The following is an 18,596-nucleotide window of genomic DNA, read 5'->3' as shown; positions in this document are numbered from 1 at the left end:
TTTATAAAAAAAGCCCCACATTTTGTGGGGTTTTTCTATTGGAGTTTAAAGTTTCTAATTTACCCAGGCGTCATAAATATACTTATAGCAATAACAATAGAAAACAAGCCTGCAAAAATTGATATATTCCCAAGTCCCTTTTTATCTTTCATTCTTTCGTCGATACCAGTTAAAAGTAGCGCAATACCTAAAAGTAGTACGATATATGGTGCTGTCCACGTAGCTCCGCTGATGAGTGAGTAGCCAGCTAATAGACCAGTAAGGACAGAAAACACGATGTATAAAATTTTTAACAATATAGTCACCTCGTTTACTAATGTATGAAAAAAGCACAAATGAAATTCATTTGCGCTCCTTTTACTGTAATTCAATTATAGCAAAAAATTCCATTTAATATAAGACTGTTTCTAGTCCTATTTTCCATGTAGTATTAAAAATCTACTACGGATAGGGGGAGTTTGAATGGAATATGTGTATCATATGGTGCCGCGTGAGATGAAGGGGAATGTACTGCTTTCGTTAAATGAGCTAAAGGGGCCTTATCCAGCGCTTTACGAAACATATACTAAGAAATATTTTAATACAGAGGACCGTCTACATCTTTTGAAAAAGCGCATTCCAACGTTAGATTGCTTGTGGAATGATGTCATTTTTCTGCTACCGCTGCATCCGTCTAACGTGTACGAGGGGATGCGGAAGCTCGGTATCCGGGTCAAAAAGGATGTGCTTTTTTATAAAATTCCGGTAGAAAGGTTGCTTCATAATCAAAATGCGGTTTATCTGTACAGTAAGGACTATTACGAGGGGCCAAGCAAGGACATTCCATCACAGGAGATTCAGCTTATTGATATTCATGACTATCCGGCTTGTGATGAGCTACCACCAGACACCTACGCGTATTTCGACGAAAGTCATCAAAAGGGTAAACCATTTGCGATGTTTGCCTATGTGCCGCATATTTTAAGTAAGGGTGAGATTTTAATAGAAGGTGTTGAAATCATTAATTGGTCAGCTACTGTGGACTTCTAAAGCAGAATAGCACGGGGCTTCTATTAGGATAAAGTAGTTAATCGAAAGGCGCTGCTCCAAGAAGTGGCTTTTAAAGTATGTAAATTCTTGCCACCTATCTACCGGAAAATGAAATATACTAGAATAGCAATAACAGCAAAAGGAGTTTTACAATGAAGAAGTTATACATAATGCTAGGGGCTATGAGCTTGCTTGCGGGCTGTGGCTCAGAATCTGATCGTACAACAAAGTCAATAGATGATGAACTGCAGCAAGAGTTTGTCACATCTATACAGGAGGTTGTACAAAATCAGGAGGAAATGGGCGATGTCACATGGCCAGAGGATGTGGAGGACTATCATATTGTTGATAAAGGCGATGGCATATATGATACATCCGGTAAATTTACGTGGCAAAATGAAGAATATGAATTTGACATCAGCTTCGAAATGAACGCAGATGCAGATGAGGACATGTATTCGTATCAATTAAAAGATTACAAGGTGGATTAAGTAGACATGGCAACGAAAATTTTCAGAACCGTCTTATTCATCGTAGGACTAGTACTATCTTATGTAGCGTATCAGGACGGACGACCAGATGTCGGCATTGTCTTTTTAGTATGCACGGGCGGCTATTTACTGACCGTTGTGCTAGAGCAAATTTTCAGTAAGAAAAAGACGGCGGAATAAAGTAAAAAAAAGTGAGCTCCCTTATCCGGGAAACTCACTTTTTTTCTTTTTTGATAGGGCAATAAAGGCTCCTAAAACGGCTAATACAATACCGAGGACGAGATTCCACGATAGCGCGCTTTCACCAATTACCACACTCGCAAAGCCACCAATCGCCGGGAATAGCGCGACCATATAGCTGCTTTCCGCGGCCCCCATATGCTTCACAAGCAGTAAGTAAAGAAGCCATGCGATAAATGAGGCGAAAATCGCTAAATACAACAGCCCTCCCCAGTAATGAAGTGAAGTAGGAAATACAAAATCCTTCGCCGTCGCAAGCGCAAAAATTAGTAGGCTAAGCGTTGCGACAAACATGCCGATTGTATTGGCACGCACCGGATCGATATTTTTTCGTTATTATAATAGGAAAAAACATCGCCAATCGACGTCACAATCGTGCCGATAGCCGCCAGACCAATGCCTAGTAAAAAGCTCGAAGAAATCGTATGTAAATCTGGGTATAAAATGATGACCACACTCAATAGACCAAGTGCGCCACCTATGTAAATTTTGTTTTGAAGTGGCGTCTTAAAGACAATACGTAGGAAAATGGGGGTCGTAATCGCCTTTAATGAAAAAATAAGCGTCACAAGCGCCGCTGTACTATAGATCGTGCCATAGTACAGCAGTAAATAGCTCACCGCGAAATTACAAATCCCAAAGCCAATAATCGTGCCGTAATTCGTATGCGCCTTTCGAAGCGGTAGCCTCTTCAGCTTCAGCAGCATATAAAACAGTACGAAAGCAATTAACGAACGATAAAACAATGACACCTCAAGTGCTGCCTCAGTGCCCTGTATTTTCACCGCAATAAAATTCAGACCCCAGATGAGCATACAAAAGATATACATCACATAATTCAATTTAACCAAACCCTTATCAACATTTCTGTATGAACATTACAGATGGATTAAGTATAGCTTTAGGATGGGGAGAGCGGAAGCTGTTGGGAATGGAAATAGAAGTTGTAAGGGATTAAAATAAAAAAATGTTATTTTAACAAAATTTACTCGTTCAATAAGCAATCATTTAACGGCAAAACGAGTCGATAAAAGACTTTTTTTGTCGAAAACAAGAAATAATTTGCACTAAGATTATAATATGATACATATATCGCATTTTTATTATGAATGTGTGAGTGTGATGGTATAATAGAACCGCAACAGGTATTTTTTTTAATTAAAAAATAGCTATAAAAACTAAATTAAAGGACTATGCACTTAATAATATTCAATTATTAGTCATGTCATTATAAGGATATTTGAAATATAAAGATAATAGATTAACAAAATATAAATGATTTAAAGGAGTTCACCAATGGAAATTTGGAATCAATTTGTAAAACAAAATGAATTGACATCTTTTACATATAATTATGACTTTGTGACAGAAAAAATTGCATCTGATGCATCAGCAATTGTTCCAATAATTGAGGATGTTTTAGAAAAAATGGCTTTTCTGTATTGGGATAAATATCATGAGATGGCAGATATCGCGTATTGGCCATATAAAGAATTTAAAGCGGTAGAATCACTGGATAAATGGCGTGTTATTTCTAAAAAATTTGTGTTATCAACAGATTTAAAGGAATCTGCACAGCGTATGGTAATGGCTTTTGATGACTACAATGAAATGGCAAAGTCATCAGATATTTTAGCGATTGTTAAGGAAGCGGAGCAGTTAATGGAAGATGTATTGAAAAAGGATACAAAAGAAGAGGCCTTTGAATATGATTTTATTAAAACACCTCCATTTCATGTTGTAGAAATCCAAAAAATTTCTGAACGTCAATTGAATAAATTTTGGTGTGAATTTTTAGTGCATCATGAGCTAGAAGCAGAGCTAGATTTAGAAAATGTGAAAAGTAAAATGTCTTATAATACTTCCGCATTATTTAACTCGATAAGTAAGCTCCTACGTCCATTAGCCTTTACAAAAATGCATTATCTAGCAGCCAAGCAACAAGTAAAACCGCTTGCATTTAGCGAATTACAATCAAAAGCTTTAAAAGAAGTTTGGGCAGAACTAGATGCTTTTGGTTTACCAACAAAAGATAAAGCGATGGCACATCAGGTAATTCAAACATTAGAAATGCAAGTGACGAATAAAAATTTGCCGAAGCCGCTTGTACAGTCTACATTTAATAACTTTGTGTATTTATTTAAAAGCTTATATGCGGATGCACTTGAAATGCTTGATGATGCAGTGGAAGAAGAGCCTGTTCAAGAGGAGTCTGTTGTAGAGATTGAACAACCTGTCGAAGTAGCAGTTGTAAATGATATTAAAGAAGAGCCTATTATAGTAGCACCAACGACAGTAGGAGTTTCTAAAAAGCGTGTAAGTAAGTTTTTACAACAATCAAAAGTGCTTCTAACATCCGCTCCGGACGCAGTAGTTCACGCAGATCGCTTTGGTAGCTTACAAAGCTATATGCACGTAAAACGTCCAATTGAAGAAAAGCTAGTGCAAACATTACAGCATGCAAAACAGCAGCAGGAGCCGCAGTTAATTTTATTATGTGGTTCAGCTGGGGACGGGAAAAGTCACTTACTGGCTTATGTGAAAGAGACATATCCAGAATTAGTAGAAGATTTCATTATTCATAATGATGCGACGGTTTCAAAAAGTCGTACGAAATCGAATTTAGAAACATTGGAGCAATTATTAGAAGGCTTTAATGATGGTCAAACAGCTCAGAAAAATATTTTAATTGCGATTAACTTAGGAGTGCTACATAACTTCTATACGTATGAAAAAGAAAAGCAGCAGTTTGCTACATTCCGTCGTTTCATTGAAGATATTAATATTTTCGACCAAACCTCTACCACAAATGAAAGCTCTGTTATGCCAAGCTGTCACGTACTTGATTTCTCTCAAGAGAAAAACTATGAGCTGACAAAACAACGTGTGGAATCAAATCTATTCAAGGAAATCTTAATGAAAATTGTCGCACCGATTGAGACAAATGTCTTCTACAAAGCATGGAAAGAGGATATGGACAATGGCATTGTGACAGCAGCACATTTAAATTATGAATTACTACAAAATGAACGTGTGCAGCAGCAAATCATTCAATATTTAGTGTATGGCATTTTCAAGGATAAATTATTTATTTCAACGCGAACATACAATGAGTTTATTTTCAGCTTAATGGTACCAGTGGAGCAGGAGCAAGATGAGCAACGTACGGCGATTGATTTAGCCAATACATTGCCAAACCTTATGTTTGCGCATCCAAAACGTTCCACAACACTTGCGACGATGAGTAATAATGATCCACTGAAAGAGAAATCTGCGGCAAAAGACGAATTCATTACGAATGTTCTTTTAAGCCTAGATGTTTATGGCTATTTCCAAGAGAAATTTGGCGATATGATAACGGTATTTGAAAAGCCGATTAAAAAGGCGATTTTAGAGAAGAAATTTGTTGAGCTGGCACAGTTTGGTATTCGTCTACAAAAACTGATGAGTGATGAAGTATCCACGTTATTTAATAGCTATGTCAGCTATCTGTATAGCTATTTAACAGGTGATGAGGAGACAATGGGTGAGCTATTTGAACAGCTTGAGCAAATTGTCTTTAAATGGCGTGGCTCTCCAGAGGATAATTTCATTTATTTAAATAATGATTTAAATCGAGAATTTCGTACGGCGATTCCAGTATCATTGGAGCCTGCTGTAAATGAGGACTTCTATGGTCAAATGCAAGGAGAAACATTGACACGCTTTGTACCAACAATGAAACTTGGCTTTGATGAGTATTTTATTGATTTAGACTATCGATTATATGAAATTTTATCTTCTGTACGTCAGGGACATCGTTTAAATAATTTAGAAGTTAGTCATGCTATGCAGTTTGAAGAATTTTATAATGCGATTACGAAAAAATCCCAGCTATCAGATAATCGCCTCATGATTGTTAATACGAGCAATCGTGAAAAAATGGTGATTTCTAAGCCGAAGTTCTCAAAATCGAAATATGAAGTGAAGAAGGTATAGCGATGAATACATTTGAATTGAATTTTGATGCCATAAAAAAAGTGATTGGTGAGACAGGCTACTCACTAAATCGTCGAAAAAACACATATGTTACACCATTCCCAACACGTAACCCAGAGCGTGCCAACTTTGAAGCGGGCTTTTCACCAGTAATGGCGGCTGTGCTACGTGTCATTGGGAATGAAAGTAAGTATTACGAGCGCAATGACCAGGCTGTAGAGGAAATTATTGAAAATGGTAAGTTTGATCAAGAGCCTTCAAAAGCAGCATTTGCGAATTATTTAAAAAATGAAATGAAAGAAATTGAAAATGGCAATGTCTATAAGTTTGAACAGCTAAAATACATTCCATTTACAGAAACAAGTAAAGAAGCAAAAGGGGAATTGATGTATTTCCACTTCTTTTATGATTTGTTCATTCGTCAAAATATCGAAGAAATTCAAGAAATCTTTTCGGCAGTTGAGAGTCAGGATTTATTAAGCACAATTATGAATCTAACAATGGTTGAACAAGCGAATTTTGATGAGCCTGCGCAGTATAAGCAGCTATTTCCGTTTATGCAGAAGCAATTTGTAGAGGATTTACGCGTGCTGGCGACGAATCCAACTTTCTTAATTACAAATTTAGAAGAATTCTTTGTACAGTATTGCTACTTTGCACTGACACAAATGATTGTGCAAACGAACCGTTATACAGAATTTAATGCAGAAAAGCCATTCCCAGTGGTGCTGTTTTTAAATACAGAAAGCACACAAAAATGGCGTGACGGCTATCGTTATGGCTACAAGCTTTTAAAAGAAGAGTTTCGTTATTTTTATGCACATGAGCATGTGCTAAATATTTTGGGTGCCAATACATTCGCAGACAATGGAAACTGGTTCTATCATGATTATGCGACATTTTTCAAGGAGCAAGGACCTGAGGCTGAACAACAATTTGTACAGTCTATTTACCAATGGATTGAGGAAGTAATGGCGGTACGAATTGATGATGTCACACCAATTCCATATAAGCATCAAACATTAGAAGAAGCTTTTCGTGACTTAGTTGAGCTTGTTCGCTTGCAAGTAAAGGATGAGGTATATTCACGTTATACAAAGGCTTTTGATATGTTTCTACGCCGCTTCTACCGTAAAAACGGTGGCTCACTAGGCTCATTACTAGCAGTTAGTCCAAAGCAGTTATTAACGATGATTGCAGTTTGTGTAGGGCCTAAAAATAGCCGATTAGAATTGAATTATTTATGGGCAGAGCTTGAAAAACGTGGTGTATTTTTAGATGACCAGACCAAGGAAGAGGTAGTCCATTTATTAGATCAATTAAACTACTTAGATAAAAAAAGTGACAGTGGGGATGCGCAATATGTTAAAGCAATTTTATAATATTATTTCAAATCAATTGGCAACGTTTTTTAAAGAGGAAGCAGCGATTGGCGAGGTTAATCGTTATTATTTATCTTTGCCAAGTGAACAGTATGTTGAATACATTATGGAAGCCGTACAGGAGCTAGATGCGGCAGAGGCATTTTTATATGAAGCAGAAGGCGAGGACCCCTACGAAACCGTAGCACTTCGCTTTGGCGATTATAAATATGTATTTGCGACAACGTTAAATAACACGCATCTAGATTTCATCGTAAACTTACGAAATGAAATGAGTGAGCAAAAGGGTATTTGGAAAAATACGTCTATCATTATGATTTCTGATAAAATGCTCGATTCTATTCGTGGTGGTAGCCGTAATTTAACAGCGGAGGGTCTACCATTAAATGCCTCTCAAATCGTTGGTAACATTCAAAAGCTTGTAGAGGAAAGTACAATTCCAGCTGAAAATAAGGCGGTCTTAAAACACTATCTGTCTGGACGTGAAGAACTTCGTAATGTAGAAAACGCTTCGTTTTTAGACTTTGAAGATGTATTAAGCTGGGTTTACAGCGAGGAAATGAATTATGAATCGCTAAAAACACTAGGCTATTATCCTGATAAAGAGCTTGGATTATTTATTGAAGCGGTTAATTTAGAAGTAGAGGGCTCAGATAAATATAAAAAAGCACAGAAGGCATTGAAAAATCGCTTAGATGATAATGCTGAAACTTTTGAGGAACATACACGAATTCGTGACTTGGGAAATGCGGAAGAGCGCTTTGTTGAAGAATATGATGACTTTGGAAAAGACATCTATAAAGATGAAAAGGAAATTGATTTTGCGCAGGTGCTTGAGCAAAAGGAAAAAGTTGCGAAGAAAAAAGTAATTACCTTTGAAGAAGAAAAAATGCAAATTGAGCTTCGAACAGCATCAGGTAAATCTAAAATTAAATCATTTTGGAGTGCGAAACAGGGAAAACGCGGCTATGATTTTGTTATATTCCAGCCAATGCTTGAAGAAGCAGCCGAAATGACAATTAAGCTACCTTTCTCAACAAACGTTACACAAGAAAATGTGAATGGGAAGCATAAAAAACAAGTGCTAAAAAGCGGGAAATCATTGATTGCTACCCTATCACTCAACAATGCTAAAACACCATTTATGTCGTTCTCATATCGCCATGAAAATATGTCATCAAGTAACTTTACCTTCAAAATTTTAGTTATTCGTGACGAAAAAGATTTCTATGCTTCTCTTGAAACGGCTTATAAGCTAAATGCTAAGGGAGACTTTATCATTAAATTAAATGATGAAAGCACACTTGTACTTGGCGATGGTGAGATAGAGCATGAGATTAAAGAATTGAATGAAGTGCTTGAAGCGGATGCACCAGGATACAAGCTAACATTTGTACCAGCATTATTAGATGAGGAAACACGTGAATTTGAATTTATCGTAAAACGTAAGGGCTATGAGCTAGCTATTCAAATTGATGATGATATTTTACGTGCAACGCCACTGACAGATATGAAGATTTGGGAATATAAAATGAAGCATGAACAGACACTGAGCTATGCAGAAGATGGTGCGAAAATCATGCTTAATCAGCATCCCTACACAACGCTTGAACGCCAGCGTACATTTTTCCGCTGGGAAGCAAGCTGGCTAGAGCAGTCACTACGTGCAGCAGTTGTTCGAAATGGTCAGCTAGAAGCAAAAGAGCTTGTGCTTTCAGAGCGAATGAATGCAGCATATACGGCCTTTTTAGATGCTTTGGCAGCAACAAAATCAATTCCATCTTTAATTTATTATTCAGAGGAAATTCGTATAGCAGCGAAAAATTATATTCAAGCCTTTAATCAAGAAATTGAGGATATTCCAAATAATGCACTGATGACGGCGGAGCAGCGTGAACTACTGTATTTAGGAACTTTGGAAAAAGATTTCTCTTTATATATGACGCCATTTTCACCATTAAATGTCGCTTATCAGCTTGCCTTATCAAATGAAATGCATGCAGAGGAAGTTGATAGCAATATTTTAAAACAATTAAATCCAGCTTATATCATTCCGTATTTAGTAAATCAAAATAATGAAATCTATAAGCCAGACTCCAATGACTCTATAGTAGAATGGCATGAGTATCGTCCGCAGGAGCAGGTATCGATTGGTGAAACGAATAACTTCCTTGCAAAAGTAATTAATGAAAAAATGTCACAGTTCGTGAATTACTATGATTATCTATTTGCGATTAGCCCACAGCCTACCTTAATTATGAATGTAATTAACATCAAAAATGATGCAGAGGTATTAAAGGGGATTTTACGTTGGTTTAAAGCAGATATTCAACGTAAAGGCTCATTCACAAAATTACTTACAGTAGACATCAATTACTATACAGATGATTTGGACCGTATTAGTAGCTTTGAATTATTTAACTCATTAGAATTACCGAAGCAGGTAAAAGAAATCTTTGGTGTTGATTTAAATACGAAGCAACTAGATGACTTTGATACATTAATTGAAATTCAAAAACGTCTACGCTTCTCAAAACGTTCAATGGATGAAAAAATTACGTATAGCCATATTAATTTCTATAAAATGAATAGCAATGAAAGCATTGCGAAGCAAATCGTGACAGATGCGCCAAACTCGACAAGCTTAGGTGGGCTGTATGTGTCATCATCATCTCATCAGACAGATAATGGCGGATACCGTTTAGGATTTGGACTTGGTGAAGCGGATTATCGCCGTACACAGCTATTAGAATTTGCGAAAAACATTAATGAGCTAAGTGCGAACCGTACAAACTCAGGGAATGACCCATATAATAAGGACAATGCAATTTCACTACACATTACAACAGATGATGAGGAACGTCTAAGTGAGCTTTATTCAAGCTGTACATGGCTGACATTCATTGACCCTTCTGTAGATTTAGCGTACTTTGAGAAGTCGTCATCTAATCTAGTGATTGTCCATTATTCAGACCAGCTGTCATCAAGTAATCACTATGATGCCATTACAGTGACGGATAAATCACCACAATATTTCCGTGTAATTGAAGAATTTTTAGCTACGCATGGTGTGAAGGTACAGCCACATATGATGGCGACTATTATTCAGGCCTTTAATACATTTAATGGAGAATGGCTACTACGCGCTGTGCAAAATCGTGGTCATGATCAACGTGAAAAAATGAGTATTGTGGCGGCTATTAAGCATGTCTTACTCCGTTTTGAACAGCCAAATGTGCGCTGGGTACCTATTTCAATGGAGGAAATCGTTCGTGTAACTGGAAATGTCGGCCTAAAAAAAGCAGATGGCCTATTCTCTGGTAAAACGATTGGCCGTAAAGGAAATTGTAGCGATGATTTACTATTAATTGGTGTAGAGGAAACCGCTACGGCACCAAAAGTTTATTTACTGCCAGTAGAGGTAAAAATCGGTCAAAATGCGAGCGGTGTCATTGATAAAGGCATTTCTCAAGTGAAGGAATTAAATGTTCGCTTAAATGAATACTTAAATAATGATTCATTCGATGCCAAATTCCTGCGTAACTTCTTTATGCGTATGTATATTACAAATGCACATAAAATGGTGCTAAATGATATTTGGCCAGAGAAGGATTATGAACTGTCAGAGCGTTTGAAAGAGCAACTTTTGAATGATGAATTTATTTTAAGTAATGATTTACGTGCTGAACTTGGTGAAGGTGCAGTCATGTCATTTAAAAAGGACTTAGTAGAAGAAACAACAGAGCGTCAAAGTGGTGTGATGGTCTACGGTATTCCAGAGAAAAAAGCGTATAAATCACTGGGTGTCACAATTGAACAACTACGCGCAGAGGACTTTACACATGTTGAAGAAGTAGAAGAAACTCATCAAAAAGAATTAGAAGTTGTGGAAATTGATGAATTTATTTCAGAAACAGAGGAGCTTGAAGTCGCAGAGGAACCTCTACAGGAGAAAGCAGTAGTAGAGCTTGTTGAAGAGCTACCTACAGTTGTTGAAGATAAGGCGCCAGAACCTATTGAAGAACGACCGGAAGTATCTGTAGTGGCAGAATCTCCCGTTCAAGAGCTTGTAGAGGAGCCAGAGGAAATGCCTCAGCCATCTATAGCGAATGAGCAGGCAGGAGAGAGCCGGCCATTATTAGGTATTACAGAAGAAGGACAAAAAATTTATTGGGAATTTGGTAGCCGCAAACTAGCAAACCGTCACCTCGTTATTGGTGGTCGTTCAGGTCAGGGGAAAACATACTTTATTCAATCTGTTTTACGTCAGCTAGCTAACCAGGACCAGTCGGCATTAATTATTGACTACTCAAGCAGTTATACACGTACGCAACTAGATGAAGCATTCTTAGATAAAGTGGGCGACAAATTTAATGAGCGTGTTGTGTATTTTGATGGCTTCCCAATTAATCCATTTGTTCGCCGCGAAAAAGTGGTTTCTGGACAGGTAGGGAAAGAACCAATCACAGAAACAGCTACACGCTTAAAGGAAGTATTTACGAATGTTTATCAATTTGGACCACAGCAATCAAATGCGCTCTATCGTGTAGCGAAAAAATGTATTGAAATGTATGGGGATAAAGCAACTCTACCATTAATGATGGAAATCCTTGCAGAGTCTGAGGATATTACAAATTCTGTGGCAGATACAATTGCGAATAAATTAGCGCTGTTTGTAGACATTGATCCGTTTAGCTATAAGGAAGAATTCACATGGAATGATTACTTTAACGAAGCGGGACAAATTTCTGTCATTCAATTTGAGGGCTTTGAGCAGGATACAATTAAGAAGGTGATGACGGAATTTATCCTTTGGGATTTATGGTATTTTGCACAATCTAATACAGCAGCACGCCCATTACCAATTATTTTAGATGAGGCCCAAAACCTAAACTTCAAGGCAGGCTCGCCATCAGATAAAATCTTACGCGAAGGCCGTAAATTCGGCATGTCCGTATGGTTTGCGACACAAACCTTTAGTAACTTCCAAAAAGAAGAGCTTGTGGTACTCGAAAATGCCGCAACCTCTATCTTCTTCAAGCCGTCAGAAAGCGAGCTAAAACTCGTTGCGGATAAGCTGGACATGAAGAAAAATACAGACCCACTCCGTATGCTGAAAAAAGGCGAATGCATTGTTCAAGGGCAATTCATGGAGCAAGATGAGCTCGCACCACAGGCAACGAAACTTGTGAAAGTGCCGGCGATGGAATAGAAGATTAGATTAAAAATCTTACAATTATTTTGATACGTTAATTTCAAAAAATAATAACCCGTCTTCGATAACTTATCGAGGACGGGTTATTTTATATGTTTTTTTATTTCCAGTTTATTTGGTGTAACTTTTCTCTGAATTCTTGCCAATTGATTTCATTAATATCGTCTATTGTTAATTGTTTAACTGAACGATTAGTACCATTCATTAGCGAATCACTTTCAATTGATACTTTGGTTAAATCTATTTCCTTGTACCAATGAATATCTGCTTTGCCCGCAATTCGTCTTTCTACATTTTTTTTAATTTCTTTCCAGTAATCATCCGAATATTTGCATTCGTAATAAATCCAATCAAGACCATTTGTATAAATGACTTTCCTATACCAAAGGATAGTACCTAAAAGCTGCCCTTCTTCTGGAGACAATGAACTTTGTAATTTTTCTTCGATTGTATGAATTGTAGGTAAAGGATGATTTAATTTTTTCACTTCAATACATCCATAAATTTGATCTATATTATCGATATTCTTATTTGCATTATGCTCGTTATCAAAATTTTCATCTAAAATGACTAAATCGGGAATTGAAGATAACCCATAAAACACTTGGCCTCGAGCGCTTTTAATTCTTCTACTTACATCTCTTAAGGAAAGTGCTTTAATGTTCTCTCCTTCTCTCAATAAAGCCATAACAAGAGAATACAAATCATATTCTGTCATGTTTTGTTTTGCTATTAAGTTTAGCTCTCTTTTATAATCTTTGAGATTCATAGGTTACCTCCAAAGTATTTGGTTAATTTACCCCAACTTCTCAGCCTTCCTTGAAAAATAACGGCTCAAGCGAAATTCACAGATTTCCTTCACCCAGCCATAAATGATTTCCTCATAGGCAGCGTCAATGGCTACATTAAATTTAAATGTGGTGCCATCAAAGTCTGCGAGGCCTTTACTGCTGGATGCCCATTTTGTCATTGGCATTCGTTGTAAAAGGCTTTCGACTTTTTGTAGTTTTAGATCGATTTTATCGATGGCGTATTTAGTTGGCTGTTCCAGATAGGCGGCAAATTCGAGTGCGGTGTCCTGAGCGGTAATTGGCTTGTACCAATCGCTTGCACCGCGCTGTAGCATGACATGAAGGAGCACCATTTTATAGCTTTTTGTCATGGCTGTTTTTTCAATTTCAATGAGTAAATCTTTTGCATGTTCAAAGGCAGCGGTTTCTTCTGCATTTAGCTCACCGGCATCCTGTAGCAGCTGGATGTATGTTTTAAATTCCTTCGCTACATTCAAATCCTCATAGCCGCTTTGGAGGTAAAGCTCTAAATAGGTTGGGCGGCGTCCAAGTTCCATTTTGACATCCTCAAAAACAGCAAGGATTTTTTGCTTATAGGTTTGATTTTTACGGATGATTTCCTGTAGTAAGTCAATTACCTCTAGGTCCAGATTCAGTACAATATCTGTTTCTGGAATGGTCTGGATTTGCTGGAATTTCGCTTTTTCAGGCATAGATGGATTCAGCATTTTTAGCTTACGGTCCGCATTGCGATAATTCCCAATAAAGTCGATGATGACGCATTTTTTCTTGCCATCTGATAGGCGAAGACCGCGTCCTACCTGCTGTGTAAAAATCGCCACAGATTCTGTTGGACGAATAAAGAGTAGGGTATCGACCTTTGGAATATCGACGCCTTCATTAAATAAATCGACAGTGAAAATAATATCGACGGTGCCGAGGTCTAGCTCCGTACGTGCCTGTCTGCGCTCATCACGCGAGTTTTGACCAGTTAGTGAAAGCGCACGAACACCTTGCTGACGGAAGTAATCAGCCATATAATTAGCCTGCTTCACAGAGGAGCAGAAGCCAATTGTACGCGTTTGCTTCAGCTCGACCCATTTACTAAAGACATGCTCAAGAACGGATTGCTGTAGCTGCTTGTCTACAAGCTCATTTTCATCATAATGTGTGCCTACCCAGCGGATTTGCGAGTAGTCAATTTCATCCTTCACACCATAGTAGTGGAAGGGGCTTAGCCATTGATGGGCAATTGCCTCAATAAAGTGAATTTCAACGGCGACATTCCCATCACAAATTGTATAAACATCTTTATTATCCAAACGATCAGGTGTTGCGGTAATGCCTAATAGAAACTTCGGATTGAAATGCTCGATTAGACGGTGATAGGTTGGTGCGGCGGCATGGTGAAATTCGTCAATGACGATAAAATCAAAGGCATCTGGTGCAAATTTCTCCAAATGATGTGGCTGTGAAATTGTGTAGATCGACGCAAAGGTCATCTCCTTATCCAGTACCTTTTCAACACCATTATAATAGCCGCTTGTGCGGTCCATATGTACATGACTAAATGCTTTCTTCGCCTGCTCTAAAATTTCATCACGATGGGCAACGAAAAGAACGCGCTTGAAATTTCGGGCGAAAAAGGCAGCTAAATAAGTTTTGCCAAGACCTGTCGCAAGCACAGCCATTGCCTTATCATAGCCCTGCTCCAATGTATCCTGTAGCGCCTCGAGTGCCATTTTTTGTGCGGGTCGAGGCTCTAAAACAAGAGGTACGGAAGCGGGGTCAATGACGACATCTGAAGTATTTGAGGCAGTTCCATACATCAGGCTTTCCGCTTCGGCCTCCTCCCATTGCTGTGAAATCGGCATTTGCTTATTCGCCGCCTCATAGATTTCGCGGTAGCGCGCAATCGTAAATGCATTAACTGGCACAGTATTTTCTGCATAAAACACTTTCGCAAATTCCTCCGTAGCCTGCTCATATGTTAAATCATCCACTGTATGTAAGCTCCACTCGACACCTGTTGTCATAGCAGACTTTGATAAATTAGACGAGCCTACAATGACATGCTGCGCATGAGAATCGCGGTATAAGTAAGCTTTTGGATGAAAGGACTGTCCATGTGCCTGATATAGGCGGATTTCTGCATTTGGTAGGGCAGTATAGAGCATTTCCAGTGCATCAGGCTGTGTAATCGATAAATAATCACCTGCAAGTAGCTGAATAGTAGCGCCGCGCTCATGTGCCTCTTGAAGCGATTTTAACATCAGCTTTACACCAGACTTCATCGCAAATGCGGTAATCCAGCAAATATGCTCAGCCTCTTCATTTAATTCCTTTAACTCATTCACTAAATTCGATGTAATTAACCTCATCTACTTATCCTCAACATCAATCAAATATAAGCCCTCATCAAAGCCACCGCGTTTTTGCTTTTTCTTTACGCGAACAGCCTCAAGCTCATCAAAGTCCGTATCATAGACCTTTAATGCGGCATGTAGTAGCTCTAGTACGTCAGCCATTTCTTCAATGGCTTCTTTTTTTGTAGTCGTCTCATCAAATTCTTTGACCTCTTCATAGAGCTTGTTTTTGATTTCTGTCAAATGCTCCTCAGGTTTTAGCACGCGTGAATTGTACGCAAGCCCATCTGCTGCGATAATTTCTAAAATACGGTCTCGAATTAATTTATTATATACTGGCATCTTCCTGTCACCTCAATTAGTTAATATATAGTTATGATAAAGTGAAATTTTGGAAAGTGCAATGGCTGACGGGCTATGAAAAAGCGCCTACTGATTTTTCAGTAGACGCTGCGTTGTTAATCGATAATTTCTAAATCATAAGGAAAGACCGTATCATTTGCCGCAAGTATTTCCTTCATATTTTCAATTGCATCGGAGCTTAGTTTTTTACCGGTTTTTAAATCGAATGTATCAAGATAATAATTGCCATTCTTTTTAGGATAAATAAAGTAAGTTTTGTCATCTGTGATACGCACTAGATGGTTTCCTTCTTCAGCTGCGTCTGTATAGCCAGATAAGTCGAATAGGTTGTACAATGTTTTCGTTTTACCTGTTTGTACATTTAGACGCGCTACATCGCCTTCTCTTTCAGCATAATAAATATTGTCGCCAATCATTAAGCTATCATCCGCGACAATATAGCTATTTTCATATTGTGGAAGCGGCTTCCGTGTCAGTTTTTTCTGAGCCAAATCATAATCTAGTAATTCATAATAGTTTGGGGCATCTTCATCCTCACCGGTGTTGCTAAAGATGCTATAAATATGATGATCCTTATAGTGGAGGCCACTTATAAAATTGCTGTTTTCTAGATTACTAATCGCTGACAGTTCCGAAATCTTTTTCTCTTTTAAGCTATTATGCTTATCTAATTTTGCCTGAACAAGTCTGAAGGCTGATCCCTCATTGGCTGATGGATAATACTCAACCATTGCGTAAATCGTATCTACGCCGTTATCTGTTGCCTCCCGCGCCCATTCTGAGACAGATAGTTGATTCGTTTTTTCAGTATTCCCATAACGGATTGTTGATTCATAGCCATTGTCCTTTAATACGCCCGTATTATAGAGACTATAAAATGTTCGTCCTTTTGAAAGATAGCCTGTTTTTGTGCCAGTGTGCTCATTTTGTTTAAATGTCTGCGTTGTAATACCAGCATCTGTAATAAATTTTAATGAATTTTTATCTTCGACTAATAATGTCTTCTGATCATCATTATATGTAGTTGAACCGAGCTCGAGTCCGTCCATTTTCAAAGCCTGTACCTTATTATCATTCGAAATAAATAAGGCTAAGCTATTTTTAGTCGGTGCATCAATCGTCGTTGAATAATAAACGACCGCTTTACTATTTTTTATTAAATCCTTTTGTAGCTTATCAATAAATACATCCTTTGATGCGAGCGAGGCTTTGTCATTATTCGTAAAATAAAACGCTATACCAATGATGACAATAACGATTAAACCAAGCACACTAAGTTTCCATTTTCCCAATGTCCACAACTCCCTATTAATTTACTATTAATCATATATTTATATTAAAGGATAAAATTGGCAAATTCTATATATAATAAAAAAATGTTTGTATATTATGCGAAAACAAGCATTTTTATTCATTTATAATAGTTTATGTGCATAGTAATCACTATAGAAAAATTGACCTTTATACGATTTCTAAATCTATCTTAATCAAAAAAACCTAGTGATTCTCATCACTAGGTCTTTTTTGTGCCTTAAATTTTAAAAACTCATAATATGTTTCTAAGTCCTCTAATGCCTTTTGTAAGGTTTCCGCTTCTGTTTCATCAAATGAAAGGGAGGGGCTGTTTTCAAAGAAATCTAAAATACTTTTTTGTGTGGGTGTTAATGCGGTATATGTATGTTTTGTATCTGAATGTCCTAATAAATAATCAATTGAAACGTCGTAAAAGCGTGCTAATTTTGCTAATGTTTCAAAATCTGGCTGGGTTTGAGAGGTTTCGTATCGCGCATAGGTTGAACGATTGATTTGCATTTGATCGGCTAATTCCTGCTGCGATAATTTTTTCTCTGTACGTAGGGCTTTAAAAATATCTCCATACTTCATGCGACAACCTCCTCTTTTCTATATTATAGTCGAAGCAAAGTAAGGAAAGATTATTTGTGCAAAAAATACACAAATAAATTGACGTAATCGACTATTGAGTTTATAATTTGTGTAAATAAAGCACTTGAATTATTTTATAGTGTAGTAAATGCACAAATTGTTACGGTAACAAAACATACCCATACAGGGGAAACAAAAGGAGCATCTAAATATGAAGTCAATTCTTGCAGAGGGCTATGGCATCATTCCAAAACTGGTGATGCGTGATGAAAGTTTATCTATTGAGGCGAAGGCGATTTATGCGTATTTAGCGGCGTTTGCGGGCAATCGATTTGAGGCCTATCCTAGTGTGGAGCTGATTTGTCATGAGCTGAATATTTCAAAGAAGCGGTTTTTGATGCATCGAAAAATGCTGGTGGAGCGTGGCTATATGGAGATAAAAAGGCAGCGTGCGGCGAATGGTTTTTCCAATAATGTTTATGTGCTGACGCAGTCGATTTGTTATGGTAACGATTCGTTGCCACACGAAACGGTAGGGCAACAGGGCGTAACCAAACAATATGTAGCGGAACAGGACGTAGCCGCTATAAGTAACAGGTTTACTAATAACAATCTTAATAATAACAGTTTAAAAATAAAGTAGCTCGCGGCATTTTATCATTTCTTCGCAGAATACCCCTCCCTCAAGGAACGTAGTGAGGAGGGAGGGGATGAATGCGAACCCAATTATTCTGCTAGTACGAATTTGTTGAAAAGAACATCCGTTCCCGTTATACTATTCGAAAAAAGGAGGTGTCTGTCATGCCACATAAAGCCTATAAATTCCGTATCTACCCAAATAAAGACCAACAAGCATT

Annotated in this window: 15 protein-coding genes; 7 read left to right on the top strand and 8 right to left on the bottom strand. The window is 37.7% G+C overall.

Going from position 1 to position 18,596, the window contains the following annotated elements:
- Positions 1–59: 59 nt before the first annotated feature.
- Positions 60–296, bottom strand: a complete 237-nt coding sequence (locus KTHG_RS14140) for a DUF3953 domain-containing protein (protein ID WP_186439622.1) — start codon at positions 294–296, stop codon at positions 60–62.
- Positions 297–462: 166 nt separating this feature from the next.
- Here KTHG_RS14140 and KTHG_RS14135 point away from each other — a divergent pair, with 166 nt between their 5' ends.
- The 3 genes from KTHG_RS14135 (at position 463) to KTHG_RS21360 (ending at position 1,700) form a co-directional block, all read left to right on the top strand.
- A complete protein-coding gene (locus KTHG_RS14135) occupies positions 463–1,029 on the top strand; it encodes a group-specific protein (RefSeq protein ID WP_139994500.1) in 567 nt (188 codons plus the stop codon).
- A gap of 152 nt (positions 1,030–1,181) precedes the next feature.
- Positions 1,182–1,520: a hypothetical protein gene (locus KTHG_RS14130; protein ID WP_139994498.1), complete on the top strand. Its 339-nt coding sequence runs from the start codon at positions 1,182–1,184 to the stop codon at positions 1,518–1,520.
- A 6-nt stretch (positions 1,521–1,526) separates the two neighbouring features.
- Positions 1,527–1,700 (top strand): hypothetical protein, encoded by a 174-nt coding sequence (locus tag KTHG_RS21360; RefSeq protein ID WP_158620969.1) that lies wholly within the window; start codon positions 1,527–1,529, stop codon positions 1,698–1,700.
- A 21-nt stretch (positions 1,701–1,721) separates the two neighbouring features.
- Here KTHG_RS21360 and KTHG_RS22195 read toward each other — a convergent pair whose 3' ends face one another.
- Both KTHG_RS22195 and KTHG_RS22190 read right to left on the bottom strand, forming a co-directional pair.
- Positions 1,722–2,075, bottom strand: a complete 354-nt coding sequence (locus KTHG_RS22195) for an EamA family transporter (protein ID WP_370362778.1) — start codon at positions 2,073–2,075, stop codon at positions 1,722–1,724.
- The gene (locus tag KTHG_RS22190; RefSeq protein WP_370362783.1) at positions 2,027–2,593 is read right to left on the bottom strand and encodes a DMT family transporter; all 567 of its coding nucleotides are present in this window, start codon (positions 2,591–2,593) and stop codon (positions 2,027–2,029) included. The genes KTHG_RS22195 and KTHG_RS22190 overlap by 49 nt, the downstream gene beginning before the upstream one ends.
- Before the next feature lie 463 nt (positions 2,594–3,056).
- On the opposite strand from KTHG_RS22190, the gene dptF reads away from it, so the two are divergent.
- The 3 genes from dptF to dptH are packed head-to-tail and all read left to right on the top strand — an operon-like array spanning position 3,057 to position 12,332.
- Positions 3,057–5,738 carry a DNA phosphorothioation-dependent restriction protein DptF gene (dptF, locus tag KTHG_RS14120; protein WP_139994496.1) on the top strand — a complete coding sequence of 894 codons (2,682 nt, stop codon included), beginning with the start codon at positions 3,057–3,059 and terminating at the stop codon, positions 5,736–5,738.
- Positions 5,739–5,740: 2 nt separating this feature from the next.
- On the top strand, positions 5,741–7,120 hold the full coding sequence (dptG, locus tag KTHG_RS14115; protein WP_139994494.1) for a DNA phosphorothioation-dependent restriction protein DptG: 1,380 nt from the start codon (positions 5,741–5,743) through the stop codon (positions 7,118–7,120).
- Positions 7,101–12,332: a DNA phosphorothioation-dependent restriction protein DptH gene (gene dptH / locus KTHG_RS14110; RefSeq protein WP_139994492.1), complete on the top strand. Its 5,232-nt coding sequence runs from the start codon at positions 7,101–7,103 to the stop codon at positions 12,330–12,332. The genes dptG and dptH overlap by 20 nt, the downstream gene beginning before the upstream one ends.
- Before the next feature lie 103 nt (positions 12,333–12,435).
- Here the strand turns inward: dptH and KTHG_RS14105 are convergent, their stop codons facing one another.
- From KTHG_RS14105 to KTHG_RS14085, 5 genes are all read right to left on the bottom strand, one after another.
- Positions 12,436–13,104: a hypothetical protein gene (locus KTHG_RS14105; RefSeq protein WP_139994490.1), complete on the bottom strand. Its 669-nt coding sequence runs from the start codon at positions 13,102–13,104 to the stop codon at positions 12,436–12,438.
- Positions 13,105–13,131: 27 nt separating this feature from the next.
- On the bottom strand, positions 13,132–15,507 hold the full coding sequence (locus tag KTHG_RS14100; protein WP_139994488.1) for a DEAD/DEAH box helicase family protein: 2,376 nt from the start codon (positions 15,505–15,507) through the stop codon (positions 13,132–13,134).
- Positions 15,508–15,834, bottom strand: a complete 327-nt coding sequence (locus tag KTHG_RS14095) for a nucleoside triphosphate pyrophosphohydrolase (RefSeq protein WP_139994486.1) — start codon at positions 15,832–15,834, stop codon at positions 15,508–15,510. It abuts the gene before it with no gap.
- Between the two features lie 116 nt (positions 15,835–15,950).
- Positions 15,951–17,147 (bottom strand): hypothetical protein, encoded by a 1,197-nt coding sequence (locus KTHG_RS14090; protein WP_139994484.1) that lies wholly within the window; start codon positions 17,145–17,147, stop codon positions 15,951–15,953.
- A gap of 205 nt (positions 17,148–17,352) precedes the next feature.
- The gene (locus KTHG_RS14085; protein WP_139994482.1) at positions 17,353–17,739 is read right to left on the bottom strand and encodes a helix-turn-helix domain-containing protein; all 387 of its coding nucleotides are present in this window, start codon (positions 17,737–17,739) and stop codon (positions 17,353–17,355) included.
- A gap of 211 nt (positions 17,740–17,950) precedes the next feature.
- Between KTHG_RS14085 and KTHG_RS14080 the strand changes: the two genes are divergently transcribed.
- Complete coding sequence (locus KTHG_RS14080) at positions 17,951–18,382, top strand: helix-turn-helix domain-containing protein (protein WP_139994480.1); 432 nt, start codon at positions 17,951–17,953, stop codon at positions 18,380–18,382.
- Positions 18,383–18,596: the final 214 nt, after the last annotated feature.

Source organism: Kurthia sp. Dielmo (genome assembly GCF_000307285.2).
Classification (GTDB): domain Bacteria; phylum Bacillota; class Bacilli; order Bacillales_A; family Planococcaceae; genus Kurthia; species Kurthia populi.
The sequence above is the reverse complement of the archived record's forward strand: the minus strand, read 5'-3'. Positions and strand labels throughout refer to the sequence as shown.